Source organism: Chloroflexota bacterium (assembly GCA_040902225.1).
Taxonomy (GTDB): domain Bacteria; phylum Chloroflexota; class Limnocylindria; order QHBO01; family QHBO01; genus CF-167.
The window spans coordinates 187,819-212,739 of the sequence record JBBDXT010000002.1 but is presented as its reverse complement, the minus strand read 5'-3'; the positions used below and the strand labels follow the sequence as shown (position 1 = coordinate 212,739).

Sequence of the window (24,921 nt, the reverse complement as noted above, 5' to 3'; positions counted from 1 at the left end):
GCGTCACTCGTGCCAGGTGTCCTCGAAGGCCAGCAGCCGGGCGTTGGTGGCGAGGTCGGTCATCGGTCCAGGAGGCTGAAGATCTGATCGGCCACGGCCTGCGGTTGGCTGTTGAAGATCTCGTGCTCGCCACTCAATTCGATCTGGCTGGCGACCGGGCTCGTAGTAGAGGACGTTGGTCTCCATCTCGGGTCGATAGGCATCGAGCCGGAGGGCTCCTATCCTTCGCCTCCGGGTGGACGGTAGGTGATCGACGAGGCCTTTTGGAGGGCTGCGAGCGTCTCCTCAACCGTCAGCAGGACCGTCGTCTGGAGGGAGCTCAGGGCCCCGCCACCACTGATAGCAATCGCCGTGGCTGCCATCGAGACGTTATCTGGAGCCTCCCACAGGTTGTAGCCATCGTGATCCCCGAAGGCGTACCAGAAGCCGTGCAGCTTGCCGCCGACCGATTCGATGTACTTCGTGGCTGCCGCCCGGCGGTCCTCCGGGTTCTTCATGAGCTTCGCCCAGGTAACTGGCGTGTAGCTGAACCGTGTCAGGTAAAACGGCATCGGTCTTCCTCCATAGCTTTCATCTCACTGATTGTCGAAGGTGGCATGGGGCAGGTAGCGACGCAGGATGTCGAGGTGTCGCCGTAGAGGACGTTGGTCTGCATCGAACCCCCCGCGAGTAAATGGTCAGGGTGGGGAGAGGGTAGCAGTGGGGGCAATTGCCGAGGGCTTTCGCTACCAGTGCCGGCGTACGATGGCCTTTGCGATGGTCCCGCTCCGTATTCGCGCCGCGGCTTTGCTCCTTGGCCTGTTCGGCATCGGCCTCTTCATTTACACGGTGATGCTGACCATCCCGCTCATCAGTGATCCCGATCCGATGCTTGGCCTGGAGCTGATCGTCTCGGCGATCTTGGTTCTCGGCGCCTTTGGTGCGATCGTGGGGGCTATTGGGCTATTCCGCTCATCCAGCTGGGCACGATCTCTCGCGATCGGCGTAGCGCTCCTGCTGATCCTCGTTGCGGCCGTCGTCATCGTGCCAAGCCTCGGCACCGTTGGGTCCTTCGGCCCTCCGATCATCGACCCACTGTTCTGGGTATTGGGAGCCGTCGGCCTGGTGCTGCTGGCCCTGGTGGCGAAGCCCTATCGGCCAGGCTAAGGAGGACCGGTCACTCGCCCCGCCGGGGCGCCCCGCCTGCCCAGCGTCGAATCCAATGATCGTCTGGGATGTACCGGAAAAGAATGGATCCCGTCTCGCCATCGGCCTCGGATGACATCAACTGGAGCGCAAGCGTCTCCACGGACGACAGGGTGAATGCAAGCACCGCCATCAGGAACAGTGGCTGGCTATATCGGCCGACCAGGAATGCTTGGATGAGGAAAAGGTACAGGAACAGGCCGCCCACCTTCGAGAGGTAGAGGTGGAGGTTGCCCAGTCTCCTGTACTTGACCAGGCCCACCGTCAAGGACGCGAGGTACGTCCCGAGCGCAAGCGCGGAGGCGACGAGGTTGTCCGTGATGATCTCCGGCATCAGCAGGAGCACCCACCCGATGGACGAGAGCTGAACCGCTTGATCCGCAATCGAGTCGAACTTGCTCCCGAAGTCCGATGTCAGGCCCAGTCTTCGCGCCGCCATTCCGTCGAAGGCGTCCGTGATCAGCGCGGCCATAAGACCGGCGCCGACGTAGACCCGTGCCTCAAGCAAGGCAAAGACCCATATCAGGGGCACGACGAGCAACCGAATCGCAGTCAGTTGATTCGGCAGCGTCCGTAGGTGACCGATAACACTGGACTTCTCGCCGGACTGTCGGTCAACTCCAAGGGGCGGCATTGCCCGGCTCATCGCGGAAGATGACGTTGGAGTCGCGATTGGAGTCGAAGGGCGCATTGAGGTAGACCAGGTCGACGGCGGCATCGGGCAGGTAGCGACGCAGGATGTCGAGGTTGTCGCCGTAGTAGAGGACGTTGGTCTGCATCGGCTCAGCCATCTTTCGCCTCCTCCGCCGTCATCCCCAGAAGCCGTCGTGAACCGCGCGTGCTTCGTCCAGCAGCGCCGGCCCTTCCACCCGCACTGAGCGCTGGCCTCGGGCGAACACCTCGCGGCTCGGCAATGCGAGCGTCGGGCTAGCCGCGTTGCTGCCAGTCATGCGGCGCAACTCGTCCTCGCCCAGCGCAAACACCACCCGACCGATCCCGGCCCAGTAGATGGCGCCCGCACACATCGCGCAGGGCTCGGTGCTGGAGAAGAGCGTGCACTCCGAGAGGTAGTCGGGGTCAAAGCGGCGTCCGGCTGTACGTACGAGGTTGATCTCTGCGTGCGCAGTCGGATCGCCATCGCTGGTAACTGTGTTCTCCGCCTCCGCGACCAGCTCGCCCGCGGCGTCGACGAGCAGGGCGCCAAACGGATGATTGCCGTTGGCGCGCGCACGATGGGCAATCGCGATCGCACGTCTCAGATGGTCCGTATCGATGCTCGTCATGGCCAGCCGCGTCCCCTTCACTGCGCGAGGGAGATCGCAGCCGCAGCCCAGGCGTGCGTCGCCTCGGCCGATGGACCCCAGTGCCAGGTGTCCTCGAAGGCCAGCAGCTGGGCATCGGTGGCATTGCCCGACTCGTCGCGGAAGATGACGTTGTCGTCGCGATTCGAGTTGAAGGGCGGGTCGAGGTAGACCAGGTCGACGGCGGCATCGGGCAGGTAGCGACGCAGGATGTCCAGGTTGTCGCCGTAGTAGCGGACGTTGGTGGCAAGGTCAGGCACTGAGGTCTATTTGTTGCTGAATATCCCACAACCGTTCGGCTGTCACGGTGTGCGGCGCGCGTCATCGCCCCTCGTCGCGGTGCGGACGACCGGCGGGACCCAATCGTCGACGTGGACGAAGCGGTCGAACGATCCGCGCTGGCGCTCGACCACCGCGCGGAGCGAGGACCGGTGGAACTTCACGTGGGTGAAGTCCTCGAACAGGATGTAGTACGGCTCGTTGTCTTCACTCTGGAACTGCTGGCCGGTGAGGGCCGCCCGATGGGTCCGGGCGAACTCGTCGACGGCATCGCCGAGCACGACCCCGACGTGCTCGAGCCCCATCTTGTAGACGCGCTGGTGGACCGGCGGGATCAGCTCGATCAGCTCGACGGTCACGTGCGGCTCCACGTGCAGGGGCTCGCGCAGCAGGATCATCGAGATCGGCCGCCCGTTCCAGACGCCCTCCAGGTTCGCCGCGGCGTGGCGCTCGAGCAGGCCGCGGACGTGGAGGTACTGGTCGTACTCGGGGACGCGGTAGGCCAGGTGGCTCAGCGAATACGGCGAGATGTCGATTCCGCGCGCGCGCAGCCGGTCCTTCTGGCCGGCGAAGAATGCCTGGTAGTCGCCGAGGACGTCCGCGATCGGGTCGGTCACCTGCTCTCCAGCGTTCGGCGCAGCCTTTCGGTCCTTGGGAATTGGCCATCGTTCCGGTAGCGACGCAGGATGTCGAGGTTGTCGGCGTAGTAGAGGACGTTGGTGGCGAGGTCGGGCATGAGTCCAAGGCTAGCATTGAGGCCCGCAGACGGACAGGGGAGGTGAGGTTGTGGCGAAGTTCGAGTCCGTGGACGCGTACATCGCGTCGTTCCCGCCGGACGTCCGGCTGAAGATCGAGTCCGTACGCCAGGCGATTCGCAGGGCGGTGCCGGGCTCAGAGGAGGCGATTAGCTACGACATCGCGGCGTTCAGGCTCCACGGCCGCGGCTACTTGGGCTTGGCCGGCTGGAAGCGCCACATCAGCATCTATCCGATACCCCGCGCCGACGAGGAGCTCGATCGCGAGCTGACGGCCCACAAGTCCGGAAAGGGAACCCTCCAGTTCCCGCTGAGCAAGCCTATCCCCCTGGGGCTCGTGGGCAAGGTCGCGGCACTGCTTGCCGCCCAGCGCGCCGGCTCATCGCGGGCCGACGCCGACAGGTCGGCGCCAATCGGCTGACGGGGCCGTATACGCGGCGTAGGTGATGACCGTTCGGAAGCCAAGGCGCTCGTAGATCGGACGCCCCATCTCGCTCGCCTGGAGCGCCGCAACGTCGCAGCCCGCGAGCGTACCGTCGGCGACGATGCGAGCGGTCATGGCCGCGGCGTACCCGCGTCGGCGGGCCGAGGCGATGGCGGCGATGCTGTAGACACCGATGGTCCTTCCGGAGCGCCAGCCCAGCCCGGAGACGACGGGGTCCCCGTCCGCGTAGCCCACGTAGACGACGCAGCCGGGCCGGTCGAGGAGGTTCGCGCACACGGTTCCCTGGGCGACCGCAGAATCTGCGCCGAAGCCGGCTGTCGCTGTCTGGCGGTGGGCGTCGATGCCCGCCGCGTCGGTTACCCGTTGAATCCCGAGCTCCGGGACGGCTTGCTTCGCGATGGCGTCGCGGTCGATCGGGAACGCGACCATGCCGGGAGTCGCCGTCTGGGGCGGCTCAGGCTCGAGTCCCGCCTGGATCAGCGTCGGGATGAACCGATCATCAATGCCGTGTCGCAGGCGAACGACGAAGTCGATGCCCTCCGCGCGCGCCTGGATCACGGCGTCCAGCATGGCGGCCGCTGTCGCGTGCTCGTCTTCGATCAGGATCTGGTTGAACCAGTTCATCGGCAGGCCGGTCATGAGCGTGAGCACCCCGCCGGTGCGGGCCACCGTGGTTCGAGCGCCACAACTCGCAACGCCGGTCAGGTACGCGATCCAGTTCTCGTGCTCCAGGGTGGCGAGCTCCCGGTGGGTCAACTGCCGCATCCTGGTTCATCGGTCCCTTGCCATCTCGTACGGCCTGCCGAAGAACCACACCTCCATGAAGGGAAGCGTCAGGTGCCAGGTGATGACGGCGCCCTTGGGGAGCGAAGCCATGTCGCCGACACGCAGTTCCAGGGTCGGCCCACCCTGGATTTCGATACGTGCGCTGCCCTCGAGGATCAGCACTGTCACTCGTTCCGGCAGGCTGTAGGGCTCAAGATCCGCCTTGTCCCGGAAGCGCGACATGCCCACATAGGCTGTCTCGTCCTCGACCAAGACGTGCATCTCACCACCGACCTCCGGGTCGGGTTGCCACTCGTTGGTCGTGACGTTCGACACGAAGACCCCGGGATGGAGCTCCATCGGACGCCCTCCTTCTGCGGGGACCCTACAACTTGTCGTCGCGCCTCGAGTTGAAACGCGGGTCGAGGTAGACCAGGTCGACGGCGGCATCGGGCAGGTAGCGACGCAGGATGTCGAGGTTGTCGCCGTAGTAGAGGAGGTTGGTGGCGAGGTCGGTCATCGGTCCTCCGCGAGGTTTGGCTCAGGTGGGCGCCGGAGCCTGATGAGAGGGTAGCAGCGCGGGCAAGAACAGGGCGGTGTCAGCGCGTGTGCGCTAGGCTCTTGTCATGGCACCCGCAATTGATCCGAAGTCCGTGAGCCGTGCCGCGTTGGTCGCCTTCGCGCGCCGGCATGGGGTGCTATTCCTTGCCGTCTTCGGGTCCGCGGCGCGCGGCGAGCTGAAGGCGACAAGTGATGTCGACGTGATGATGGACCTGACCGCGGACTCACACGCGGGCCTCTTCGAGCAGGTCCGCATGGCATTCGAGCTCGAAGCCCTGTTCGGACGGCGGGTGGATCTGGTGACGCGAGCAAGCCTGAAACCCCGAGTGCGCGCAACCGTCGATCGCGAGGCCGTGGTCCTCTATGAGGCGTGACGACGAGCGCCTGATCGACGTCCGCGACGCCGCCCGCGCGGCCCGTCGGTTCATCAAGAACCGCACTGCTGATGACGTGGCCACCGACGAACTACTTGCCGCGGCCCTGATTCAGAAGATCACCGTCATCGGCGAGGCCGCAGGCAGAGTGTCGGAAGCGCGCCAGATAGAACTGGCACAACTTCCGTGGCGCGAGATGATCGGGATGAGGAACCTTGTCACGCACGACTACTGGCAAGTTGATCCCGCGATCCTGTGGCGAACGGTCACCCGCGACCTGCCCAAACTTCTCAAGCAGCTGAACGCGATCGGTCTACCCGAAGCCTAGTCAGTACGGACAGTCAGGTCACGAGTGCCAGGTGTCCTCGAAGGCCAGCAGCTGGGCATCGGTGGCATTGCCCGACTCGTCGCGGAAGATGACGTTGTCGTCGCGGTTCGAGTTGAAGGGCGGGTCGAGGTAGACCAGGTCGACGGCGGCATCAGGCAGGTAGCGACGCAGGATGTCCAGGTTGTCGCCGTAGGAGAGGACGTTGGTGGCGAGGTTGCCCCTGGCATTACCGAGGCCATGGAAGAAGGGACATCGCAGATCGCCGCCGGGAAGGCAACTCGCCTTAGCGCCATGCGGGCCAAGAAAGACCGTGGCCGCGGCTGAGGTCATCCTCAGCGAGAACGCGCGGCGTGTATTCGCCAGGTCAAGAGGAAAGACCCGATAGGCGTTAGAAGCTGCGCTCAAGCGCCTTGAGGACGACCCTGCCTGGGACGGTCAGCTGCGGTTCATCGCGCCGGCTGGGTCGCGATGGCACGGGTACATCTGTGACGTCTCGGCTCGGCCGTACCTGATCGTGTATCGCGTCGTCGATGGTGGCGCAGCCGTCGAGGTGCCCGTCGCGCTGTCTAATCGTCGCGGATGGCCCAGGACCAGGACTGCTTGTAAATGCGGACGATGAGGTTCGTCTCCGAGTCCAAGACACCATCCATGGAGCCCAGTTCGTTCATGAGGAAATCCGCCAGGTCCTGGTTGGTGCGGACGACGACCTCGACGACGAGGTCGACACGTCCCGTGCTTGCGCCCACGTACCTGACCTGGGGGAGGTCGCTCAGGCGGCGCGCGACCGTGTCGAGCTTGGCCCGCTTGACCTTCAGGCCAATGATGACCGGGGTCTCGTAGCCGACGTCGAAGGGATCGACAGTCGCGACCACCTGGATGATCCTGTCGCCCAGCAGGCGACGAAGCTTGCGTCGCGCGGTCTGCTCGGTCACCCGCACAGCCCGGGCGAGAGCGGTGACCGTCAGCCGCCCGTCTTCCTGCAGGAGCTCGACCATGCGTCGCTCCGTGGCGTCGAGGTGGTGCCGCGCGGGCCGGGTCTGTTGGGTCACGGAAGTGGCTTCCTCGCTGTTGACTGATTCCCATAGAATGTGTCCTGCCGATTATCCGATATCGTCAATATCGGCCCGGCGGAGAGAGGGATTCAGGAGATGACCACTGCTGCGCAGGGGCAGCCTGCCCCGGGCGTCATCGAGTATCACCACATCGACTACATCCCCAAGACGGAACGGCACGGCAAGGTCCGCGACCAGTTCACCCTGTGGTTCCTCGCCAACGCCGAGTTGGCGACCCTGGCCGTGGGATTCATCGGTATCAGCCTGGGCCTGAACCTGTTCTGGACCCTGGTGGCCATCATCCTGGGCGAGGTCTTTGGCACATTCTTCATGGCCTTCCACGCCGTCCAGGGACCCCGGATGGGGATTCCGCAGATGCTGCAGTCACGTCCCCAATTCGGATTCCTCGGGGCGCTGATCCCGCAGGCCATCGCCGTGTTTCTCTTCGTTGGGTTCAACATCTTCAACACCATCATCGGCGGCACCGCTCTGGCGACCGTGTCCGGGCTGCCACTCGAGGCATCGGTCGTCATCATGGCCGTCGTGGCGTTCGGCCTGACCATGGTCGGCTACGACTGGATCCACTTCGCCCAGAAGTGGGGGACGTACATCTTCCTCGTCGTGTTCGGCATCTTCACCGTCACCGTCCTGTTCCAGGGGCGGTTGCCCGCCGAGCACACGGTCATGGGCGAGTTCCAGCTCACGCCGTTCCTCGTCGTCCTCGGAGCCGTGGCGTCCTACCAGGTCTCGCAGGCTCCGTACGTGTCGGACTTCTCCCGTTACCTGGAGCCGGGTTCGACGTCGCGGGCCACGTTCCTGTGGACCTACTTCGGCTCGGCGCTCGGGTCGTTCTGGATGATCGCCCTGGGCGCGCTGCTGCTGGCCCTCTTCCCCGATGCCGCGACGGTGGGCTCCATCGTTCTCGGCGGCGACCTGCTGTTCGAGGGCTTCGGCACGTTCGCCCTGGCCATCGCTCTGATCGGGATGGTGACGGTCATTGCCCTGAACATGTACTCCGGCCACCTGTCAGGGCTGTCGGTCGTGGACGCGGTGGTCCGGGTCAAGGCCGGGCGCGGCGTGCGGTTGGTGGCGGTGGCGGTCATCGGCGTCCTCGGCACCGGCGGCAGTCTTCTGCTGCCCGAGGACTTCCTGACGAGCTACGGAAACTTCCTGTTCCTGATCCTGTACTTCCTCACGCCGTGGACCGCGGTCAACCTGGTCGACTTCTACGTCGTCCGGAAAGGGAACTACGCGATCCTGGAGATCTTCAAGCCGAACGGCATCTACGGCTCGTGGAACGCCCGCGGCCTGATCGCCTACTTCGTCGGCTTTGTGGCAATGGTCCCGTTCTTCAGCACCGCGCTCTACACGGGGCCGGTGGCCGATGCCATCGGCGGCGCCGACATATCGGTCTTCGTCGGCTTGCCGGTAGCCGGGATCCTGTACTGGATCCTCACCCGCAACATCGACCTGACCGAGGAGCAGCGGCTGACCGAGGCCGAGGCGTCCGAGCTCGAGGCGAGCGGCGAGGCGGCCATGCACGAGGCCGAGACGTACTGAGGGGGCAGGTGCGACGGCTCGGCACCTTCTCGATCGTCGGCCGCTGTGAGCGAACCGGCCAGTTGGGCGTGGCCGTCTCCACCGCGGACGTCGGGGCCGGGCGCCTGGTGACGTGGGCGCGCTCGGGAGTCGGCGCGGTGGCCACCCAGTCGTGGCCGAGCCTCTACCTCGCCATCGACGCCCTCCGCCTGATGGAAGGCGGGGCGTCCGCGTCGGAGGCGCTGGCTGCGGTGCTTCGCGACGACCCGGGGCGCAGCGTCCGCCAGCTGGGGGTCGTGGATGCCCACGGCGGAAGCGCGTCATTCTCCGGCGACGAGTGTACGACCTGGTACGGCGAGATCAGCGGGCCGAACTTCGCAGCCCAGGGCAACATGTTGCTCCGCGGCGACACGGTAACGGCCCTGGCCGACTCGTTCCGCTCCACCGAGGGAACCGATCTCGACCTCGCCGAGCGACTGATGCGTGCTCTCGAGGCGGGACAGGCGGGTGGCGGGGACAAGCGGGGCCGGCAGTGCGCGGCACTGCTGGTCGTGGACCGCGAGGAGTACCCGCTGTGGGACCTGCGCGTCGACGAGCACCCCCAGCCGGTGGCCGAGTTGCGCCGGGTCGCCGAAGTGGCTCGCCTGGACCTGTTGCCGTTCGTCGAGGGCCTCCCGAACCGGGCCAACCCGCTGGGCAGCCTGAGCGATGAGTTCATCGAAATGAACCTGCTGCCCCCGCCGCAGCGCCCGGGCGGCGGGGGATCGGGGCCACCCGATGGCTGAGTCTTCGGGTCCGATGTACACAGCGCCGCGCCCGCCACGGGACATCCCGCATCTGCTGGTGCCCGAGAAGCGGAAGATCTCCCATTGGAACGACCGCAACGAGATCCGGGTCAACAACTGGATCGAGGTCTGGGATTGGGCCTCGCCGCTCGACGTTGGGATGATCACGGTTCCGTTCAGCAAGACCTCGATCCTCCCCAACGGGGCCTACGCGGCGCCGAACGCCCTGCGTGAGGCGTGGGCCATCTTCACGACATTCACGCCCGACTACGACGTGGACATCTCGACGCTGCGTGTGCGCGAGCTGGGCGACGTGTCGACGCCGATCATCGACCTGGTGGCGGGACTCGAGAACATTCAGGAGTGCCTTCAGGCGCTCATGAGCCAGCCCGAGGCGTTCTTCCCGCTGATCATCGGCGGCGATCACGCCATCACCACGCCAGCCGTCCGGGCGTACTGCGGCGCCCACCCCGACCAGCAGGTGGGCCTCATTCACTTCGATGCCCACAACGACGTGCGCGTCATGGACCACGGGCCGACCAACGGCACGCCGATACGGGGCATTCTCGAGTCGGGGGTCAAGGTCCGCGGCGAGAACCTCGTCCAGTTCGGGATCCACGGGTTCATGAACGCCAGCTACTACAAGCGCTGGGTCGAGGGACAGGGCGGGACGATCTACACCGCCCGGGCCATCCGCAAGGCCGGCATCGAGGCCATGGTCGCCTCCGCCCTCGAGGTTGCCGGCAAGGGGACCGATGCGATCTACGCCACCGTCGATATCGACGTCCTCGAGCTGGGGTACGCGCCCGGCACCGCGGCCGCCACCGCCGACGGGCTCCATCCGGTCGACCTCCTGGAGGCCCTGTTCATGCTGGGCCGCGATCCGCGGGTGGCGGCCATTGACTTCGTCGAGCTGGACCCGAATCGGGACGTCGCCGAGATCACCACCCGCACCTTCGGCTCGGCCATCCTGACCTTCCTGGCCGGGCTGTTCATGCGACTTCACGACGGCTGGCGAGGATATGACCCAACCCCCATCGTCGACTGACGCGCGGCTCACGCGAGAGGGGACCGTCCCGGTTCCGGGTGGATCGGTCCGCTACTGGGTCTACGGGGAAGGCGGGATCCCGCTCCTGTGCCTGCATGGCGGTCCGGGCATGGCCCACGACTACCTCGACACTCTGGCCGACCTGTCGGACCAGCGCGCGGTCGTCTTCTACGATCAGCTGGGCTGCGGCGCGTCCGATCGGCCAGATGACCCTTCGCTGTGGACGATGGATAGGTTCGTGGCCGAGGTGGCCGCGGTCTGCGACGCGCTCGAATTGGGCCAGATCCACCTGTTCGGGAACTCCTGGGGCGGGTGGCTGGCGATGCAGTACACCCTCGATCGCCGGCCGGACCTCGCCAGCCTGACAATCAGCAGTTCCCCACCGTCCGTGCCTCGTGTCGTTGCTGAAATGGGTGAACTCCGCCTCCGGCTACCGGCGGACGTCGAGCGGGTCATCGCCGACCACGAAGCGCGGAGGGTCTTCGACTGTCCGGAGTACACCGCCGCAATCATGGTCTTCTACAAGCGGCACCTCTGTCGGCTCGACCCATGGCCGCCTTCGGTAGAGCGGTCCATGGGCCCGGCCTTCGGTGCCGGCCCTTACCTCACGATGTGGGGGCCGAGCGAGTTCGGTCCGGTGACTGGGAACCTGAACGGCTGGGACATCACCAGCCGGCTGGACGAGCTCGACATGCCGGTCCTGCTGACCGTCGGGCGCCACGACGAGATGTGGCCCGCCCACATGGAGGACATGCGAGGAAGAATCCCGCATGCGGAGCTAGCCGTGTTTGAGCACAGTTCACACATGGCGTTCGTGGAGGAGCGGGACGCCTACATTGCGGCCATGCGTCGGTTCTTTGATCGGGTGGAGGGGGCTCACGGATGACGTCGCCGGCGCCCACCATCCACGTGGACCGCGCCCATGCTCGATGCCTCGTGCGGGCGGATCACGTCGGCCTCCACAGCCGATGACCCGTTGGTCAGGTAGGCGTAGGTCGCCTCGGCCGATGGATCCCAGTGCCACGTGTCCTCGAAGGCCAGCAGCTGGGCGTCGGTCCCCCGCGCGTGGGCGGACGGGTATCAGTTTCGGAAGCCTACCACCAGCTGAGACGATGACCGGCTAGAGGCGCTCTTCGACCGCGGTCAGGTCGCCTCCGGCGTTGCCGGTGTTGACGGTCCCGGCAGGCTCGATCAGGAGAACTTCCAGGCCGTCGCTAGCACGCGGGCGATGCGCGATTCCCTTCGGCACGACGAACAGCTCACCGGGGCCGAGCTCAACGTCGCCGTCCCTCATCTGGATGACCAGCCGGCCCCTGAGGACCAGGAAGAACTCGTCGGTCTCAGCGTGCTCGTGCCACACGAACTCACCGTCGGCCTTGGCGACCTGGATGTCGTAGTCATTGAGGCGGGCGACGATCTTGGGGCTCCAGAGGTCATCGAATAGCGAGAGCTTCTCGTCGAGGTTGACCTTGTTCATGGAATCTCCTGAATAGGGTCAGAGCTTCCAGTAGTCGCCGGTAAGGCCCATCGCCGCCCAATGGGCGAGCAGGACCTCCTTCGACGGCCTGGCATAGTCGAGGGCGAACTTCGTGGCGTAGATCGGCCCGCTGAGCGAGTGGATCTGGTCGGCTGTCAGCGAGGCGGCCTGATCGGGCCCTGCGCACAGGTCGGAGGCGTCGCGATGCTCGGGGGAGGCGAAGAAGACCATCGTGTTCGAGCAAGTGGTGACGATGTCCCCCCACCACTCCGTCGGGCGGAGGGCGAGGTAGACGAGCGATTCCACCGGATCGACGCGGGTCGCGCGCCCGCCCTGCAGCTCGATGCGGATCGGCACGGCGCAGTGATGGCAGAACGAGTCGACCCGCACGCCCTCATCGAGCATGGCGTGGAAGGCGATCGCGTCCCAGGCGCAGTTGGCGAAGTAGGAACGGCCGCCTACCGTCACCCGGAACGGCGTCGCGATGGCGGAGAACGGAAAGGCCATCAGGATGCGGTCGGTCCCCGGGACGAGCGCGATGTGGCGGGCAGCCGCGAGGTCGCGGAGCGCGTCCTTCGCGTCGGCCCGTGAGAGCGAGAAGCGGGCCATGACCTGCTCCACGACAGGAGGGGCGGCGTGCTCGAGGAAGTGCTCGAAGATGAAGAGCCGCACATTTGGCTGAAGCATCTCAGCCTTCAACGCCGACCGTCCTCGAAGGCCAGCAGCTGGGCATCGGGCAGGTAGCGACGCAGGATGTCGAGGTTGTCGCCGTAGTAGAGGACGTTGGTGGCAAGCTCGGTCATCGGTCTCCCGCAAGTGGTGGCTCAGGTGGGCGCCCGAGTCTGGGAGAGGGTAGCAGCGCGGGTTAGCGAGGCATAGGATGCCGAGCGTGACGGATGCAGCCACTCCCGCTCGCCCGAACGCTGACCTGATTCGGATGTACTGGGCGGACTGCTGGAACGAGCGGCGAGTCGAGCGGCTGAGGGAGGTCTTCCACGACGAGTACCTCCATGGCCGCACGAGCCTTACGCCGGCGGATCACGCCGAGATCGTCCGCGAGACGGTGGCCTCGTTCCCGGATCTTCATGTTCGAATCGACGATCTGGAAGATCTGGGCGAGACCGTGATCACCCGCACGCGATTCATCGGGACGCACCTGGGCGTGATCTTCGGGCTGCCAGCCACCGGCCGGGCCATCGATGCGCCGTCGCTCGACGTGTTCTTCTTCCGTGGCGGTCGTGTGGCTCGCCTCTGGCACCTATTCGACCACTTGCCGATCGTAAGAGGCATTGGCGCCGAGGTCCGTATCGGCGACGCGGTGGCCGAGTTCGGCTGACGCGTGGTCGCGCTTGAAGACGGTCGGCCCTACGCCGGAGCCCCAGAGAAGCCGAGCTGAGTCAGCATCCCCAGCTGATCGACGACGCCCCAGTGCTCGACCACCTTGCCGTCGGCGAAGCGGATGATGTGGATCTCCGACCAGGTCGCCTCCTTGCCTGATGCGGGCATACCCTGAAAATCGCCGCGCATGGTTCCGTGTGCCGTGAATCGCTGGGCCACACGATCTCCATCGGCGACCTCGTCTTCGAGCGTGTAGTGAAGGTCCGGAAAGGCCCCCCGAAACATGGTCCAGAAACCCTTGGCCGCCTCTGTCGTCCCCGGCACGCCCGGCGGGACGGAGTGATCGACGAAGTTCGGGCCGTAGAGTTCGTTCAATACAGCGACGTTTCCGCCATTCGCGACCTCATCCAGGAACCGACGGGTGATGGCCTTGTTCTCTTCCATTGTCATGACGCGCGCTCCTAAGGCTGCTATCTCCGTATCGGGACTTCCATGTACTCCGTTGTGGACCGCAGCGCAATGGAGTTATCCACAAGTCGCGCGCCAAGCGGCGACCGCTGCGCAAGATCCCACCGCTGTAGGATCATCGGCGAGATGCTGCGAATCACGGGTGTCACAACCCTCGAGGACTACTGGCTCCGGCCGGCCGGCACCAGGCCTGTGGTCGCCTAGGCGAGGTTCCATATCCCGGTACGATCTGGTCGTGCCCCGGTCAGTTTCTCAATGAGCCCCAGACCAGAGAGCCGCACGCGCCCGTGCAATGTCCTGGTCATCGGGACCGGCGGGGCCGGCCTCAGAGCTGCAATTGCGGCCCGCCAGGCCGGTGTCGACGTGGTGGTCATCGGCAAGCGGAGCCGCCTTGATGCCCATACCGTGCTCGCCGCCGGCGGGATCAACGCGGCGCTTGGCACCGTCGACCCCGAGGACTCATGGCAGCAGCATTTCGCCGACACCGTGCGCGAGGGCTATTCCCTCAGCGATCCACGCGTTGTCGAGATCATGGCCAGCGAGGCGCCGGCGGCCATCAATGAGCTGGCGGCCTGGGGCTGCCCCTTCGCGCGGACCGCCGACGGCCAGCTTGACCAGCGCTACTTCGGCGCCCACACGTATCGGCGCACCTGCTACGCCGGGGACTACACCGGGCGAGCCGTTCTGTCCACCCTGGCCGACCAGGTACAAAGGCTGGATATCCCGGTGATCGAAGACCAGTACGTCTCACGGCTGCTGATTGCGGAAGGCGAGTGTTTCGGCGCGCTGGCATTCGATCTGCACACCGGGGATCGCACCGTCTTTGAGGCCGACGCGGTCGTCCTGTGCGGGGGCGGGCATACGCGCATCTGGCGTCGCAGCTCTTCGCGGCGCGACGAGAACTACGGCGAGGGCATGTGGCTTGCCTCCCAGGCCGGGGCACGCCTGATGGACATGGAGCTCGTCCAGTTCCACCCCACCGGAATGCTGGTGCCGGAGGAGGTCGCCGGCACCCTGGTCACCGAGGCCGTGCGCGGCGAGGGCGGCCGGCTGTACAACGCCCAGGGCGAGCGCTTCATGGAACGCTACGACCCCGAGCGGATGGAGCTGAGCAGCCGCGACCGCATCGCCCTGGCCAACTACACCGAGATCAAGGAGCGGCGGGGCGGCCCCAACGGCGGCGTCTTCCTGGACGTGACCCACCTCGGCAAGGACGTGATCCTGGAAAAGCTGCCACGCATGTACCGCCAGTTCGTGGAATATCAGATGCTCGACATCGCTAAAGAGCCGATGGAGGTCGCTCCCACGGCGCACTACTCGATGGGCGGCATCGTTGTCGATCCGCCGAGCCATGCCACGGACGTGACTGGACTCTATGCCGCGGGCGAGTGCACCGCGGGACTGCACGGCGCCAACCGGCTGGGTGGCAACTCGCTGGTGGAGACACTCGTGTTCGGCCGTCGCGCCGGTGAGGCAGCGGCACGATTTTCACGGGAGCGCGAATCGCAGATTCGGTCCAAACCAGTCGTCGACGAGGCACACGCCGACCTTGACAGCCTGGTCCACCACGGCGCCGAGCTCAGCCGGGCGCTGCAGCGGGCAGTCCGCAACGTCATGTGGGAGCGCTGCGGCGTGGTGCGCAATGCCAGCGACATGCAGCAGGCGCTCAGGATGCTGGACGAGGTCCGCTCGGCGCTCCCGAGCGTCGACGTGCGCCCCAGCGAGGAGGGGTGGAGCGACCTCGCCCAGGTCCTGGACGTCCAGGCGATGCTGGGCACTGCCGAAGCCACCCTGCGCGGGGCGATTGCCCGCGAGGAGAGCCGTGGTGCGCACAACCGCTCGGACTTCCCGGAGCTGGATCCGGCGATGGAGGTCAATTTCATCGTCGGGCGTGACGGCGACGCCCGGATGACACTGCAACCCGTACCCGTTCCGGCGGTTCCCTTGGAGCTTGCTCCGTGGCTCGCCAGGGCTGGTGATATCGACCCGGCGGGGAAGCTTCTCGAATAACGCAGGTCGGGTACTTCATCGAGCCGTAGCGGCACCGCACTACGCGAGCGGCTTCACCACCATGATGAAGACCAGCGCGGCAATGAGAACCATGAGCGTCCAAGTGCCGGCTCGTGCGATGGGATCACCGATAACCGTGCGGAGGCCTTCCGACGCGGCATTATCCGGGCTGTTCGCGGCGGCGGCGGCGAGCCGCCCGACCCATGGATCGGTGATGAGGATGCCGACCAGCATCGCGCCGACGAAGGCGACGTAGGCGAGGATCAGCCACGGCGCCAGCAGGTCAAGGTGCCCCGTCAGCGCAGCGACAATCCCGAAGGCAACCCCCGCCAGAAAGAGAATGGTGGAGACGTTCCCGAGGGGGCGTACTCGGCTCACGGTGACGCGGATAGCGCCAACGTCGTGAGTTACGGCCACGCGCCGCAAGACGATCTCCCCGCTGACCGCGAGCGCGACGGCGAAGAACATGGAGGCGATATGGAGGAATTTGAACGCGACGAAGGGATCCATCAGTGGACTCGCTCTCTGCTGTCCGTGGTTGAGGGCGGGACGTCGCTACGCCCTTCAATGAAACGCGCGACCTGCCCGGCGGCCCGGGTCGCGTCCATACCAGCGTCCCGCAGGGAACGCCATGCATCGGTTGTCGTGATCGCCGCGAGCAATGCGACAGTCGCGGGATTCGGATCGGGACCGAGCGCGGCGGCCGCCAGCTGGCGGTGATGCAGGGCGACATCGGTCAGCCATGCATCGACCTGCGGCATCCGGCGGCGGTCGATCTCGAGGTGGTCCCAGCCGGGACCGAGGAGCTCCCACCATTCGAACATTGCCCGGGCCATCGCGCGGATGCGCTCTGCCCGATCCCCGGCACCGACAAGGACGGCCTCGCTCGGCATGGGGGCAAGCTGGTCACTGAGCTCACCACATGCCCCGATGAGCTCATCCATCCGCGGAAAGTGGTGGAGCACGGTTGCTGGCGCTACGCTCGCGCGACCGGCGATGTCGCGTACGCTCGTGCCGGTGATGCCCTGCTCGTCGTGGAGTGACAGGGTCGCCTTTACGATCCGGTTTCGGGTCGCCTCAGCTGTCTCCGCCCGCTTGCCGAGGCGATAACTCCGTCGCCTCGCTTTTTCATTAAACATATCGTTCGCCGAATATTACACGGTCCGGACAGAGACGGGTGGAGAACATTGGCCCATCGGCCTGGTCATCGGTCCGACTTGGTCTCCGACCTAGAAGCCAGCCCCGCCAGAATCGTCAGAAACATAGGAAAACCTATGTTTCTGTTTGACGCCCGGCACGAGCGCACCTAGCGTTGCGCCGTCTGCTCCCCAATCTGCCGGACAATGAGGATACCTTCGCTTGCCTCCTGTCCTTCCCGGCCCGGGCGAAAGGCCTGCACGCCGCGGCACGCAGCTCGACCGCCTGGTCGTTGCCAGTGCCACGGTCCGCGACGTCGACACCGGAGCCCGAGAACTGTTGGCAGCCGTCCTCGAGGAGCGCAGCGGTGGGTCCGTCGAGCAGGTGCTCCTCCACACGTGCCATCGGGTGGAGCTGATCGCACTCGCCGGGGCTGACGCGGAGATGGCTGATCTCCCGCACGCGATGCGGCAGTACGCTGGCTTGGCTGCCGTCGAGCGGGTGATGCTTGTCGCGGGAGGGCTCGACTCCGCAGTCATCGCCGAGGAGCAGATCCTCGGACAGGTGCGAGACGCATATGCGTCCGCGCTCGAACGCGGCCAGACCGGACCGGTCGTGAATGAGCTGCTGCGCCGAGCGATTCGCTTCGGAAGGCGGGTGCGGTCCTTCGCGCAACCGATCGGCGACCGCTCGCTGGCGGACCGGGCGGCGCGCTGGGTCGAGGCACGCGTGGCGCCACCGTCCGGGCGTCCACTCCAGGCGCTTGTCGTCGGCACCGGCGAGATGGCGCGTACCCTCGCGACGCATTTCGCCGCCGGTGGCGCGTGCGTCACGGTGGCATCCCGAAGCGCAGAGCGGGCCGATCGTGTCATCGCCGCACTGGCCCATGCCGAGCGCCATGATGCGGCACTCATCTCGGACGCCCTCGCCGGTCCGCTGCTGCACGACATCGTGGTGATCGCGGTGCGCGGTGGAGTGACGCGCCTCGAGGGCCGCCACCTGGATGGTCGCGCTCCCCTGGTGGTGGATCTCTCGTCGCCGGCCAGCGTGGCCCCGGAGGCAGCTGCCCGACTCGGAGACCTCCTGCTCGATCTCGACCGACTGGGTGTTGCAGACGAGGCCCGGCGGCTCTCGCCGAAGGTGGAACGTCGTCTGCGGATCGAGGCGCAGGCCGAGGCGCGCGCATTCGCGGCTTGGCTCGAGGTGCGTGGCAGCGGCGACGGCATCGCCATGTTGCGGGCCCTCGCCGACAATGTCAGGCGGCGGCACCTCGCGCGTCTGCGCCTGAGGAGCAGCCTGGACGATGAGCAGGCGGCCGCTGTCGAGGCGATGACTGCCGCGATGTTGGGCGAGCTGCTCCACGCGCCCACGCTCCGCCTGCGAAACGATCCCGAGGCTGCCGCACGGGTCAGACAGGTGTTCGGGATCGAGTGATGACCACCACAACGACCCTTCGAGTCGGCACCCGCGGCAGCCGCCTGGCTCTCGCCCAGGCACGAGTCGCCGCAACCGCCCTGGTGAACGCACCGGGTATCGGCTGGGTGGAGCTTGTCGAGATCCGCACCAAGGGTGACGCCATCAGCGAGCGGCGACCCGCCGGGCACCTTGTCGTCGGCGATGGGCAATTCACTGGAGAGCTGGAAGAGGCGCTGCTCGAGGACAGGATCGATGTCGCGGTGCATTCGCTGAAGGATCTGCCGACGGCCCCCAATCCGGCCCTCAGGCTCGGCGCGATCCTGGAACGCGGCGATCCCCGGGACTGCCTGTTGAGCCGCCACACGGGAGGTCTCGACGGCCTCCCGTTCGGGGCGAGAATCGGGACCAGCAGCGTGCGCCGCGCGGCACAGCTGGCGGCGGCCAGGGCCGACGTCGTGGCGCGTCCGATCCGTGGGAACGTGGATACCCGCCTGCAGCGCCTCGAGGCCGGCGAGTACGACGCGCTGCTCCTCGCCGCGGCGGGGCTCGACCGGCTGGGAATCCCCGTCAGCGATGACGATCGGCTGCCGCTGGATCTCATGCTTCCGGCGCCCGGTCAGGGGGCACTGGCCCTCCAGGTGCGAGCCGGTGACGTGCCGGTGGTGGTTTCCCTTGATCATGAACCGACCCGCGTTGCGGTCCAGGTTGAGCGCGCCCTGCTGCGGGCGCTCGGCGGCGGCTGTCTGGCCCCGCTCGGTGCGCTCGCCGAGGCGGTGGACGGCCAGCTCCGACTGCGCGCGGCGTACGAGGGTCGGCGTGGCTTTACTCGCGTAGACCTGAGTGGCCCGGCAGGCCGCCCCGCCGAGGTGGTCGCGGCGGCAGCGGCACGCATCAGGGAGGCAACCGCTTGACCACCCTGCTCGTGACGCGACCCGCCGGGCAGGCTGCCGAGCTTGTCTCGTTGCTGGCGGAGCGCGGCATCAACTCCATCAGCGTGCCCACGGTTGAGATTGACCCCGCTGCACCTGGTGGCGCGCTCGACGACGCGATCCAATCCCTGGACGGCGCCGCCTGGCTGGTCATCACCAGCGTCAATGGAGCCGCCGCACTGCTTGAGCGCCTGGCGGCGCTTCGCCGCTCGCTGCCGGCTGGCGTACGCGTGGCCGCGGTGGGTGCTGCGACAGCATCGGCATTGGAGGCCGGCGGCGTCCCGGTCGATCATGTGCCGTCCCGCTACCGAACCGTGGCCATCGCGGAGGGGCTTGGGGATGTGACGGGCAGGCGCGTGGTCCTGGCTCGCGCTGATGCGGCGACGCGCGACCTGCGTGACGCTCTGCTCGAGCGCGGGGCACTCGTCGAGGACGTTGTCGCCTATCGGACGGTGGAGGGACCGGCCGCGTCGCGGGACAGCGTTCGCGCGGCACTGGCGCAAGAGCTCGACGGGGTGATCTTCACCAGCGGCTCGACCGTGCGCGGTCTGCATGCTCTCCTCTCGCCGCCTGAGGCGCTGCGCGCCACCGCCCTGCCGGCCTACTGCATCGGTCCAGTGACCGCCGCAGTTGCGCGCCGGGCGGGTTATGCGGTCCCGGTGGTCGCCGGCCGGCACATGGTCGCCGACCTGGCGGAGGCCATTCAGACCCACCTCAGTAAGGAGATCCCGTGAGCCTCAGCCTCGAGACCGGCGACGCGCTGCAGATTGCAATGCGCGGCCGGCGGCTGCGCCGCACGCCGGCGTTGCGTGGCCTGGTCCGAGAGACCCGCCTGCATCCGCAGGTGCTCGTTCAGCCGCTCTTCATCCAGGCCGGCGCCTCGGGTCGTGAGCCGATCAATGCTATGCCCGGGCAGGACCGCCTGGGGCTTGCCGCCCTGCCTGAGGAGGCGGCGCGCCTGCGAGCCGCCAGCGTCAGATCGGTGCTGCTGTTCGGCCTGCCGTCGAGCAAGGATGCCACTGGCTCGGGCGCCTGGGCGCCTGACGGGATCGTCCAGGAGGGAATCCGCGTGCTGAAGGCAGCGGACCGCGAACTGGTGATCATCGCCGACGTGTGCCTGTGCGAGTACACCAGCCATGGCCACTGCGGAGTCCTGGCAGGGAGCGGCGAGGACGCAACCGTCGACAACGACGCGTCGCTGGAGATGTTGGCTCGCACCGCCGTGTCGCTGGCCGAGGCAGGGGCCGATATCGTGGCGCCCAGCGCGATGATGGACGGCCAGGTGGCCGCTCTCCGCACGGCGCTCGACGAGGCGGGACACGGTCAGACGGCGATCCTGGCCTACGCGGCCAAGCACGCCTCCGCCTTCTACGGCCCGTTCCGCGAAGCCGCCGACTCGGCTCCCGCGTTCGGCGACCGGCGCAGCTACCAGATGGACCCGGCCAACGGGCGCGAGGCGCTCCGCGAGATCGATGCGGACGTGGCCGAAGGGGCCGACATGGTCATGATCAAGCCGGCGCTGCCGTCGCTGGACCTGGTGGCTGCCGCGCGCGCCCGGACCAATGTCCCGATCGCCGCGTACCAGGTGAGCGGCGAGTACGCCGCCATCTGCGCCGCCGCCGCCAACGGATGGCTCGACCGGCGGGCGGCCGCGCTCGAGAGCCTGGTGGCCATCGCGCGCGCCGGCGCCGACATCATCGTCACCTACTTCGCCGTTGAGGCGGCCGGCTGGCTGCGCGACGAGGCCAGGCGATGAGCGACGAACGCTTCGTGCATGCCTGGCTGCTGCGCCTGGATCCAGCGTGGCGACGTCAGGCGGCGACCGAGCGCGAGGCGGAGATCGCCGCGTTCTGTGCGGCCGCCGAACGCTCACAGGCGCGCGTGATGCAGCACGCCTACTCGACCATCGGCCTGCGGGCGGAGGGCGACCTGCTGCTGTGGCGCATGGCCGACCGGATCGAGGAGATCGAGGAGACGGCGGCGGACCTGCTGGCCAGCGGCATCGGTCGCTGGATGACGCCGGCCATCTCGATGATCGGGCTGACGCGGCCGAGCCAGTACGTGAAGCGGCCGAGCAGCCAGGAGCAGAGCCTCTTCTCCGGGGAGCGGTCGCGGTACCTGGTCGTCTACCCGTTCGTGAAAAGCGTCGATTGGTACCTGACGCCGGCCGAGGAGCGGCAGGAGGTGATGAAGGGCCACATGCGGGTCGGACATCGGTTCCCGCAGGTGCGCCAGCTGCTCGCCTACTCGTTCGGCCTCGACGACCAGGAGTTCATCGTGGCCTACGAGACCGATGAGCTGGTCGCCTTTCAGGACCTGGTCCGCGAGCTGCGCGAGACGGAGAGCCGCCGCTCCACGGTGCGCGACACGCCGATCATCACCGGCATCCACCGGCCGCTTGGCGAGATCCTCCGGCAGCTGTCGGGGAGTGCCACATGAGCGTGGCTGCCTCGACCTCACGATCTGCCGAGCTGATGGCTCGCGCTGAGCGGCTCTTTCCGGGCGGCGTCAATTCGCCGGTGCGCGCCTTCCGCGCGGTTGGCGGCGTTCCGCGAGTGATCGAGCGTGCATCCGGCGCACGCCTGTGGGACGTGGACGGCAACGAGCTGATCGACTACATCGGCTCCTGGGGACCCATGATCCTGGGGCACGCGCATCCCGCGGTGATTGCCGCCGTGATGGAGGCCGCCGCTCGGGGCACGTCCTTCGGGGCGCCGAACCCCGGCGAGGTGGCGCTGGCCGACGAGATCGTGGCGGCCATGCCGTCGATCGAGCAGCTGCGCTTCGTGAACAGCGGCACCGAGGCGGCCATGTCGGCCGTGCGGCTGGCGCGGGCGTTCACCGGCCGGGACCGGATCATCAAGATGGCTGGCGGGTACCACGGGCATGCCGACGCCCTGCTGGTGCGTGCCGGGTCCGGTGCCACCGGGCTGCCCGCCAGCGCTGGGGTGACCGCGGGCGCTGCGGCGGACACCCTGGTGGTCGATTACAACGACCTCGAGGCGGCCGCCGCACTGCTCAGGCGCGGGGACGTGGCGGCGGTGATCGTGGAGCCCGTCGCGGCCAACATGGGCGTGGTCTTGCCCGACCCGGGCTATCTCGAGGGGCTTCGCCGCCTGACCGCCCGGCACGGGACGCTGCTCATCTTCGACGAGGTGATCACCGGCTTCCGGGTGGCTCGTGGCGGTGCCCAGGATCTGTACCGGGTTCGGCCGGACCTCACCATCCTGGGCAAGATAATCGGAGGTGGGCTGCCGGTGGGCGCTTACGGTGGATCAACCGAGATCATGGGACTGGTAGCTCCTCTCGGGCCTCTCTACCAGGCGGGCACCCTGTCGGGCAATCCGTTGGCCATGGCCGCCGGGTTGGCGACGCTGCGGGAGCTCACGCCATCGGTCTATGAGCAGTTGGAGGAGGCTGGCGCCGTGCTGGAGGCAGGCCTGGCGGAGGCTGCGGCCGACGCCGGCGTGGCGGCGCGTCTGGAGCGCGCCGGCTCGCTGCTCACCCTCTTCTTCGACGACGACGCACGCTTTGCGCGCTTCTTCCATGCCATGCTCGAGGCGGGGGTGATGCTGCCGCCCTCCCAGCACGAGGCCTGGTTCCTCTCCGCCGCGCACGGACGCGGCGAGCTCGATGCGACGCTGGACGCGGCCGGTCGCGCACTCGCAGGGCTCGGAGCATCGGATGCTTGACGTGCCCACCAAGCGCATGACCGGCGAGGCCCGGTTCCTGGCGGCCCTGCGCCACGAGCAGCCCGACGCCACGCCGGTCTGGTTCATGCGCCAGGCGGGACGCGCGCTGGCCGACTACCGCAGGCTGCGAGAGCGTTACCCGATCCTGACCCTCGCCAAGACGCCTGAGCTCTGCGCCGAGGTCACCCTGATGCCGGTTCGCACCTTCGGCGTCGATGCGGCGGTTCTGTTCGCGGACATCATGCTGCCCCTGGAGCCGATGGGCGTCTCGCTCGAGATCCAGCCCGACCTGGGCCCGATCATCCACAACCCGGTCCGCTCCGCGGCCGACGTGGACCGGCTGCGGCTGATCGAGCCGGCCGAGGAGGTCGGGTTCGTGATGGAGGCGATCCGACTGGTGCGCGGCGAGCTCGCGGGGAAGCAGGCGGTGATCGGCTTCTCCGGTTCCCCCTTCACGCTGGCCTGCTACCTGATCGAGGGGCGGCCGTCGCGCGACTACGCCATCGCCAAGGCCTTCATGTACCGCGAGCCGGGCGCCTGGCATGCGCTGATGGAGAAGCTCGCCGAGGTGGTCATCCGCTATCTCAACGCGCAGGTGGCCGCCGGGGCGCAGGTGGTGCAGCTCTTCGACTCCTGGGTTGGCGCCCTCTCGCCGGCCGACTACGTGATCTACGTTCAGCCGCACGTGGCGCGCATCTTCGCGGCCGTGCGCGGCGCACCCACCATCCACTTCGGGACCGGGACGGCCGCGCTGCTGGAGCTGATGGCGGAAGCGGGCGGCGACGTGATCGGCGTTGATGCGCGCCAGTCGCTCGACGTTGCCTGGGGCCGGATCGGTCTCGAACGGGGCATCCAGGGCAACCTGGACGCCACCCGGCTGCTGGCCGGGTGGGATGCCACGCGGGATGGGGCGCTGGATGTGCTGCGCCGCGCAGCGAATAGACCGGGGCACATCTTCAACCTGGGCCATGGCGTCCTGCCCGACACCGATCCCGCCCTGCTCACCCGCCTGGTCGAGTTCGTGCACACGGAGAGCGCCCGATGAAGCCGCACGCGCGGCGGTTGGGCGTCCTGTTGATGACCTACGGCTCGCCGGACGACCTCGATGACATGCCGCGCTACCTCACGGCCGTGCGCGGCGGGCGACCCGTCGCGCCGGAGGTGGTCACCGAGTTCCGGCGGCGCTACGACGCGATCGGCGGGTCGCCGCTGATTCCCATCACCCAGGCACAGGCGGCCGCCGTCGAGAAAGGGCTGCGCGGGGACGGCGTTGACGCACGCGCCGTCGCCGGGATGCGCTTCTCCGAGCCAACCATCGCCGCCGGACTTGGCGCGCTGGCGGAGGCCGGCTGCGGCGAGGTGGTGGGCATCATCATGAGCCCGCAGTTCTCCGGCATGCTGATGAGCGGGTACGAGCGCGCTCTCAATGATGCAGCCTCGGCGCTGGGCTCGGATGCGCCCCGGGTTCGCCTGGCGCCGCCGTGGTATCGAAACGAGCGCTTCGTCGAGGCAGTCGCCAGGCGCATTGATCAGGGGCTCGGTCGGCTGCCGGCCGCCGAGCGGGATCGCGCGCCGGTGCTGCTGACCGCCCACTCGCTGCCGCGTCGCGTGGCGGAGATGGAGCCGCGGTACCTGGACCAGCTTCGCGAGACGGCCGAGATGGTCGCCGGGCGGGCGGGGCTACCGCCGGATCGGTGGCACTTCTGCTGGCAGTCGGCTGGGCATGAACCGGGGGAATGGATGAAACCTGATTTCGCTGATCTGCTGCCTCAGCTACGCGATGCCGGTCATCGGTCTGTCCTGGTCGCCCCCATCCAGTTCCTGTCCGATCACCTGGAGGTGCTGTACGACATCGACATCGGCGCACGAGCGCAGGCCGATGAGGCGGGCATGGCCTTTGCCCGCATCGAGTCGCTGAACGTCATGTCGGAGCTAGTGGCGGCGTTGGGTCAGGTCGCCCAAGACGCGATCCTGGCGGAGATCTCTGCGTAGGTCGCCTCGGCCGATGCGTGCCAGGGCGAGTCGGGGTAGACCAGG

At 67.4% G+C, this 24,921-nt stretch carries 36 protein-coding genes; 18 read left to right on the top strand and 18 right to left on the bottom strand.

The window, feature by feature from the left end; all coding sequences use genetic code 11:
- Positions 1-3 precede the first annotated feature (3 nt).
- Together WEB29_01220 and WEB29_01215 are read right to left on the bottom strand one after the other, a co-directional pair.
- Positions 4-186, bottom strand: coding sequence for a hypothetical protein (locus tag WEB29_01220; protein MEX2135566.1), 183 nt, complete (start codon positions 184-186; stop codon positions 4-6).
- Positions 187-218: 32 nt separating this feature from the next.
- Positions 219-551 carry a GYD domain-containing protein gene (locus WEB29_01215; protein MEX2135565.1) on the bottom strand — a complete coding sequence of 111 codons (333 nt, stop codon included), beginning with the start codon at positions 549-551 and terminating at the stop codon, positions 219-221.
- 205 nt (positions 552-756) lie between these two features.
- Here WEB29_01215 and WEB29_01210 point away from each other — a divergent pair, with 205 nt between their 5' ends.
- Positions 757-1,146: a hypothetical protein gene (locus WEB29_01210; protein ID MEX2135564.1), complete on the top strand. Its 390-nt coding sequence runs from the start codon at positions 757-759 to the stop codon at positions 1,144-1,146.
- Positions 1,147-1,156: 10 nt separating this feature from the next.
- On the opposite strand, the gene WEB29_01205 is transcribed toward WEB29_01210, so the two are convergent.
- From WEB29_01205 to WEB29_01180, 6 genes are read right to left on the bottom strand one after another with little or no spacing between them, the layout of a single operon-like run.
- A complete protein-coding gene (locus WEB29_01205; protein MEX2135563.1) occupies positions 1,157-1,819 on the bottom strand; it encodes a CDP-alcohol phosphatidyltransferase family protein in 663 nt (220 codons plus the stop codon).
- Positions 1,800-1,976 (bottom strand): hypothetical protein, encoded by a 177-nt coding sequence (locus WEB29_01200; GenBank protein MEX2135562.1) that lies wholly within the window; start codon positions 1,974-1,976, stop codon positions 1,800-1,802. The genes WEB29_01205 and WEB29_01200 overlap by 20 nt, the downstream gene beginning before the upstream one ends.
- 18 nt (positions 1,977-1,994) lie before the next feature.
- On the bottom strand, positions 1,995-2,468 hold the full coding sequence (locus tag WEB29_01195; protein MEX2135561.1) for a nucleoside deaminase: 474 nt from the start codon (positions 2,466-2,468) through the stop codon (positions 1,995-1,997).
- A 17-nt stretch (positions 2,469-2,485) separates the two neighbouring features.
- Positions 2,486-2,746, bottom strand: a complete 261-nt coding sequence (locus tag WEB29_01190; GenBank protein MEX2135560.1) for a hypothetical protein — start codon at positions 2,744-2,746, stop codon at positions 2,486-2,488.
- Between the two features lie 42 nt (positions 2,747-2,788).
- Positions 2,789-3,382: a VOC family protein gene (locus WEB29_01185; GenBank protein ID MEX2135559.1), complete on the bottom strand. Its 594-nt coding sequence runs from the start codon at positions 3,380-3,382 to the stop codon at positions 2,789-2,791.
- Complete coding sequence (locus WEB29_01180; GenBank protein ID MEX2135558.1) at positions 3,379-3,501, bottom strand: hypothetical protein; 123 nt, start codon at positions 3,499-3,501, stop codon at positions 3,379-3,381. Before WEB29_01180 ends, WEB29_01185 begins: the two co-directional genes overlap by 4 nt.
- Before the next feature lie 50 nt (positions 3,502-3,551).
- Here WEB29_01180 and WEB29_01175 point away from each other — a divergent pair, with 50 nt between their 5' ends.
- On the top strand, positions 3,552-3,941 hold the full coding sequence (locus WEB29_01175) for a DUF1801 domain-containing protein (GenBank protein ID MEX2135557.1): 390 nt from the start codon (positions 3,552-3,554) through the stop codon (positions 3,939-3,941).
- Here WEB29_01175 and WEB29_01170 read toward each other — a convergent pair.
- The 3 genes from WEB29_01170 to WEB29_01160 are packed head-to-tail and all read right to left on the bottom strand — an operon-like array spanning position 3,900 to position 5,250.
- Entirely contained in the window at positions 3,900-4,730 is an 831-nt protein-coding gene (locus tag WEB29_01170) for a GNAT family N-acetyltransferase (protein ID MEX2135556.1), read from the bottom strand. The two genes, WEB29_01175 and WEB29_01170, sit on opposite strands and share 42 nt — an antisense overlap.
- 6 nt (positions 4,731-4,736) lie before the next feature.
- Positions 4,737-5,090 carry a cupin domain-containing protein gene (locus tag WEB29_01165; protein MEX2135555.1) on the bottom strand — a complete coding sequence of 118 codons (354 nt, stop codon included), beginning with the start codon at positions 5,088-5,090 and terminating at the stop codon, positions 4,737-4,739.
- A 25-nt stretch (positions 5,091-5,115) separates the two neighbouring features.
- On the bottom strand, positions 5,116-5,250 hold the full coding sequence (locus tag WEB29_01160; GenBank protein MEX2135554.1) for a hypothetical protein: 135 nt from the start codon (positions 5,248-5,250) through the stop codon (positions 5,116-5,118).
- Between the two features lie 106 nt (positions 5,251-5,356).
- Between WEB29_01160 and WEB29_01155 the strand changes: the two genes are divergently transcribed.
- Together WEB29_01155 and WEB29_01150 are read left to right on the top strand one after the other, a co-directional pair.
- Positions 5,357-5,665, top strand: a complete 309-nt coding sequence (locus WEB29_01155; protein MEX2135553.1) for a nucleotidyltransferase family protein — start codon at positions 5,357-5,359, stop codon at positions 5,663-5,665.
- On the top strand, positions 5,655-5,993 hold the full coding sequence (locus WEB29_01150) for a HepT-like ribonuclease domain-containing protein (GenBank protein MEX2135552.1): 339 nt from the start codon (positions 5,655-5,657) through the stop codon (positions 5,991-5,993). The genes WEB29_01155 and WEB29_01150 overlap by 11 nt, the downstream gene beginning before the upstream one ends.
- Positions 5,994-6,011: 18 nt before the next feature.
- On the opposite strand, the gene WEB29_01145 is transcribed toward WEB29_01150, so the two are convergent.
- Together WEB29_01145 and WEB29_01140 are read right to left on the bottom strand one after the other, a co-directional pair.
- The gene (locus WEB29_01145; protein ID MEX2135551.1) at positions 6,012-6,323 is read right to left on the bottom strand and encodes a hypothetical protein; all 312 of its coding nucleotides are present in this window, start codon (positions 6,321-6,323) and stop codon (positions 6,012-6,014) included.
- 236 nt (positions 6,324-6,559) lie between these two features.
- Entirely contained in the window at positions 6,560-7,042 is a 483-nt protein-coding gene (locus WEB29_01140; protein ID MEX2135550.1) for an Lrp/AsnC family transcriptional regulator, read from the bottom strand.
- 99 nt (positions 7,043-7,141) lie between these two features.
- Between WEB29_01140 and WEB29_01135 the strand changes: the two genes are divergently transcribed.
- The 4 genes from WEB29_01135 to WEB29_01120 are packed head-to-tail and all read left to right on the top strand — an operon-like array spanning position 7,142 to position 11,303.
- A complete protein-coding gene (locus WEB29_01135; protein MEX2135549.1) occupies positions 7,142-8,605 on the top strand; it encodes a cytosine permease in 1,464 nt (487 codons plus the stop codon).
- Positions 8,606-8,613: 8 nt separating this feature from the next.
- A complete protein-coding gene (locus WEB29_01130; protein ID MEX2135548.1) occupies positions 8,614-9,369 on the top strand; it encodes a DUF1028 domain-containing protein in 756 nt (251 codons plus the stop codon).
- A 13-nt stretch (positions 9,370-9,382) separates the two neighbouring features.
- Positions 9,383-10,417, top strand: coding sequence for an agmatinase family protein (locus tag WEB29_01125; protein MEX2135547.1), 1,035 nt, complete (start codon positions 9,383-9,385; stop codon positions 10,415-10,417).
- Positions 10,392-11,303: a proline iminopeptidase-family hydrolase gene (locus WEB29_01120; protein ID MEX2135546.1), complete on the top strand. Its 912-nt coding sequence runs from the start codon at positions 10,392-10,394 to the stop codon at positions 11,301-11,303. The genes WEB29_01125 and WEB29_01120 overlap by 26 nt, the downstream gene beginning before the upstream one ends.
- Before the next feature lie 234 nt (positions 11,304-11,537).
- On the opposite strand, the gene WEB29_01115 is transcribed toward WEB29_01120, so the two are convergent.
- Both WEB29_01115 and merB read right to left on the bottom strand, forming a co-directional pair.
- Positions 11,538-11,894 (bottom strand): cupin domain-containing protein, encoded by a 357-nt coding sequence (locus tag WEB29_01115; GenBank protein ID MEX2135545.1) that lies wholly within the window; start codon positions 11,892-11,894, stop codon positions 11,538-11,540.
- An 18-nt stretch (positions 11,895-11,912) separates the two neighbouring features.
- Complete coding sequence (gene merB / locus WEB29_01110; GenBank protein MEX2135544.1) at positions 11,913-12,593, bottom strand: organomercurial lyase; 681 nt, start codon at positions 12,591-12,593, stop codon at positions 11,913-11,915.
- A gap of 190 nt (positions 12,594-12,783) precedes the next feature.
- On the opposite strand from merB, the gene WEB29_01105 reads away from it, so the two are divergent.
- Positions 12,784-13,230, top strand: a complete 447-nt coding sequence (locus WEB29_01105; GenBank protein MEX2135543.1) for an ester cyclase — start codon at positions 12,784-12,786, stop codon at positions 13,228-13,230.
- 29 nt (positions 13,231-13,259) lie between these two features.
- Here the strand turns inward: WEB29_01105 and WEB29_01100 are convergent, their stop codons facing one another.
- Positions 13,260-13,682, bottom strand: a complete 423-nt coding sequence (locus WEB29_01100) for an ester cyclase (GenBank protein MEX2135542.1) — start codon at positions 13,680-13,682, stop codon at positions 13,260-13,262.
- Positions 13,683-13,955: 273 nt separating this feature from the next.
- On the opposite strand from WEB29_01100, the gene WEB29_01095 reads away from it, so the two are divergent.
- A complete protein-coding gene (locus WEB29_01095) occupies positions 13,956-15,710 on the top strand; it encodes an FAD-binding protein (protein MEX2135541.1) in 1,755 nt (584 codons plus the stop codon).
- 39 nt (positions 15,711-15,749) lie between these two features.
- Here WEB29_01095 and WEB29_01090 read toward each other — a convergent pair whose 3' ends face one another.
- The gene (locus WEB29_01090; GenBank protein ID MEX2135540.1) at positions 15,750-16,220 is read right to left on the bottom strand and encodes a hypothetical protein; all 471 of its coding nucleotides are present in this window, start codon (positions 16,218-16,220) and stop codon (positions 15,750-15,752) included.
- The gene (locus tag WEB29_01085) at positions 16,220-16,849 is read right to left on the bottom strand and encodes a helix-turn-helix domain-containing protein (protein MEX2135539.1); all 630 of its coding nucleotides are present in this window, start codon (positions 16,847-16,849) and stop codon (positions 16,220-16,222) included. The genes WEB29_01090 and WEB29_01085 overlap by 1 nt, the downstream gene beginning before the upstream one ends.
- A 220-nt stretch (positions 16,850-17,069) precedes the next feature.
- Here WEB29_01085 and WEB29_01080 point away from each other — a divergent pair, with 220 nt between their 5' ends.
- Genes WEB29_01080 through hemH form a run of 8 tightly spaced genes read left to right on the top strand, consistent with a single transcriptional unit; the run spans position 17,070 to position 24,876 of the window.
- Positions 17,070-18,281, top strand: a complete 1,212-nt coding sequence (locus tag WEB29_01080) for a hypothetical protein (GenBank protein ID MEX2135538.1) — start codon at positions 17,070-17,072, stop codon at positions 18,279-18,281.
- Positions 18,281-19,174 (top strand): hydroxymethylbilane synthase, encoded by an 894-nt coding sequence (hemC, locus tag WEB29_01075; protein ID MEX2135537.1) that lies wholly within the window; start codon positions 18,281-18,283, stop codon positions 19,172-19,174. Before WEB29_01080 ends, hemC begins: the two co-directional genes overlap by 1 nt.
- Positions 19,171-19,926: a uroporphyrinogen-III synthase gene (locus WEB29_01070; protein ID MEX2135536.1), complete on the top strand. Its 756-nt coding sequence runs from the start codon at positions 19,171-19,173 to the stop codon at positions 19,924-19,926. Before hemC ends, WEB29_01070 begins: the two co-directional genes overlap by 4 nt.
- Before the next feature lie 38 nt (positions 19,927-19,964).
- On the top strand, positions 19,965-20,948 hold the full coding sequence (hemB, locus tag WEB29_01065; GenBank protein MEX2135535.1) for a porphobilinogen synthase: 984 nt from the start codon (positions 19,965-19,967) through the stop codon (positions 20,946-20,948).
- Entirely contained in the window at positions 20,945-21,631 is a 687-nt protein-coding gene (locus WEB29_01060; protein ID MEX2135534.1) for a chlorite dismutase family protein, read from the top strand. The genes hemB and WEB29_01060 overlap by 4 nt, the downstream gene beginning before the upstream one ends.
- 35 nt (positions 21,632-21,666) lie before the next feature.
- A complete protein-coding gene (gene hemL, locus WEB29_01055; protein ID MEX2135533.1) occupies positions 21,667-22,884 on the top strand; it encodes a glutamate-1-semialdehyde 2,1-aminomutase in 1,218 nt (405 codons plus the stop codon).
- Positions 22,877-23,929 (top strand): uroporphyrinogen decarboxylase, encoded by a 1,053-nt coding sequence (gene hemE, locus WEB29_01050; GenBank protein ID MEX2135532.1) that lies wholly within the window; start codon positions 22,877-22,879, stop codon positions 23,927-23,929. The genes hemL and hemE overlap by 8 nt, the downstream gene beginning before the upstream one ends.
- The gene (hemH, locus tag WEB29_01045) at positions 23,926-24,876 is read left to right on the top strand and encodes a ferrochelatase (protein ID MEX2135531.1); all 951 of its coding nucleotides are present in this window, start codon (positions 23,926-23,928) and stop codon (positions 24,874-24,876) included. The genes hemE and hemH overlap by 4 nt, the downstream gene beginning before the upstream one ends.
- Positions 24,877-24,921: the final 45 nt, after the last annotated feature.

Bases quoted from the DNA above. Each gene is read 5' to 3' on its own strand.
- hemC (MEX2135537.1), top strand. From the start codon at position 18,281: ATGACCACCACAACGACCCTTCGAGTCGGCACCCGCGGCAGCCGCCTG.
- WEB29_01210 (MEX2135564.1), top strand. From the start codon at position 757: ATGGTCCCGCTCCGTATTCGCGCCGCGGCTTTGCTCCTTGGCCTGTTC.
- WEB29_01160 (MEX2135554.1), bottom strand. From the start codon at position 5,250: ATGACCGACCTCGCCACCAACCTCCTCTACTACGGCGACAACCTCGAC.
- WEB29_01205 (MEX2135563.1), bottom strand. From the start codon at position 1,819: ATGCCGCCCCTTGGAGTTGACCGACAGTCCGGCGAGAAGTCCAGTGTT.
- WEB29_01220 (MEX2135566.1), bottom strand. From the start codon at position 186: ATGGAGACCAACGTCCTCTACTACGAGCCCGGTCGCCAGCCAGATCGA.
- WEB29_01150 (MEX2135552.1), top strand. From the start codon at position 5,655: ATGAGGCGTGACGACGAGCGCCTGATCGACGTCCGCGACGCCGCCCGC.
- WEB29_01200 (MEX2135562.1), bottom strand. From the start codon at position 1,976: ATGGCTGAGCCGATGCAGACCAACGTCCTCTACTACGGCGACAACCTC.
- WEB29_01165 (MEX2135555.1), bottom strand. From the start codon at position 5,090: ATGGAGCTCCATCCCGGGGTCTTCGTGTCGAACGTCACGACCAACGAG.
- hemL (MEX2135533.1), top strand. From the start codon at position 21,667: ATGGCTCGCGCTGAGCGGCTCTTTCCGGGCGGCGTCAATTCGCCGGTG.
- WEB29_01125 (MEX2135547.1), top strand. From the start codon at position 9,383: ATGTACACAGCGCCGCGCCCGCCACGGGACATCCCGCATCTGCTGGTG.
- WEB29_01135 (MEX2135549.1), top strand. From the start codon at position 7,142: ATGACCACTGCTGCGCAGGGGCAGCCTGCCCCGGGCGTCATCGAGTAT.
- WEB29_01100 (MEX2135542.1), bottom strand. From the start codon at position 13,682: ATGACAATGGAAGAGAACAAGGCCATCACCCGTCGGTTCCTGGATGAG.
- WEB29_01215 (MEX2135565.1), bottom strand. From the start codon at position 551: ATGCCGTTTTACCTGACACGGTTCAGCTACACGCCAGTTACCTGGGCG.
- WEB29_01155 (MEX2135553.1), top strand. From the start codon at position 5,357: ATGGCACCCGCAATTGATCCGAAGTCCGTGAGCCGTGCCGCGTTGGTC.
- WEB29_01085 (MEX2135539.1), bottom strand. From the start codon at position 16,849: ATGTTTAATGAAAAAGCGAGGCGACGGAGTTATCGCCTCGGCAAGCGG.
- WEB29_01060 (MEX2135534.1), top strand. From the start codon at position 20,945: ATGAGCGACGAACGCTTCGTGCATGCCTGGCTGCTGCGCCTGGATCCA.
- WEB29_01120 (MEX2135546.1), top strand. From the start codon at position 10,392: ATGACCCAACCCCCATCGTCGACTGACGCGCGGCTCACGCGAGAGGGG.
- WEB29_01090 (MEX2135540.1), bottom strand. From the start codon at position 16,220: ATGGATCCCTTCGTCGCGTTCAAATTCCTCCATATCGCCTCCATGTTC.
- hemH (MEX2135531.1), top strand. From the start codon at position 23,926: ATGAAGCCGCACGCGCGGCGGTTGGGCGTCCTGTTGATGACCTACGGC.
- WEB29_01195 (MEX2135561.1), bottom strand. From the start codon at position 2,468: ATGACGAGCATCGATACGGACCATCTGAGACGTGCGATCGCGATTGCC.
- hemB (MEX2135535.1), top strand. From the start codon at position 19,965: ATGCGCGGCCGGCGGCTGCGCCGCACGCCGGCGTTGCGTGGCCTGGTC.
- WEB29_01180 (MEX2135558.1), bottom strand. From the start codon at position 3,501: ATGCCCGACCTCGCCACCAACGTCCTCTACTACGCCGACAACCTCGAC.
- WEB29_01115 (MEX2135545.1), bottom strand. From the start codon at position 11,894: ATGAACAAGGTCAACCTCGACGAGAAGCTCTCGCTATTCGATGACCTC.
- WEB29_01095 (MEX2135541.1), top strand. From the start codon at position 13,956: ATGAGCCCCAGACCAGAGAGCCGCACGCGCCCGTGCAATGTCCTGGTC.
- WEB29_01145 (MEX2135551.1), bottom strand. From the start codon at position 6,323: ATGACCTCAGCCGCGGCCACGGTCTTTCTTGGCCCGCATGGCGCTAAG.
- hemE (MEX2135532.1), top strand. From the start codon at position 22,877: ATGCTTGACGTGCCCACCAAGCGCATGACCGGCGAGGCCCGGTTCCTG.
- WEB29_01170 (MEX2135556.1), bottom strand. From the start codon at position 4,730: ATGCGGCAGTTGACCCACCGGGAGCTCGCCACCCTGGAGCACGAGAAC.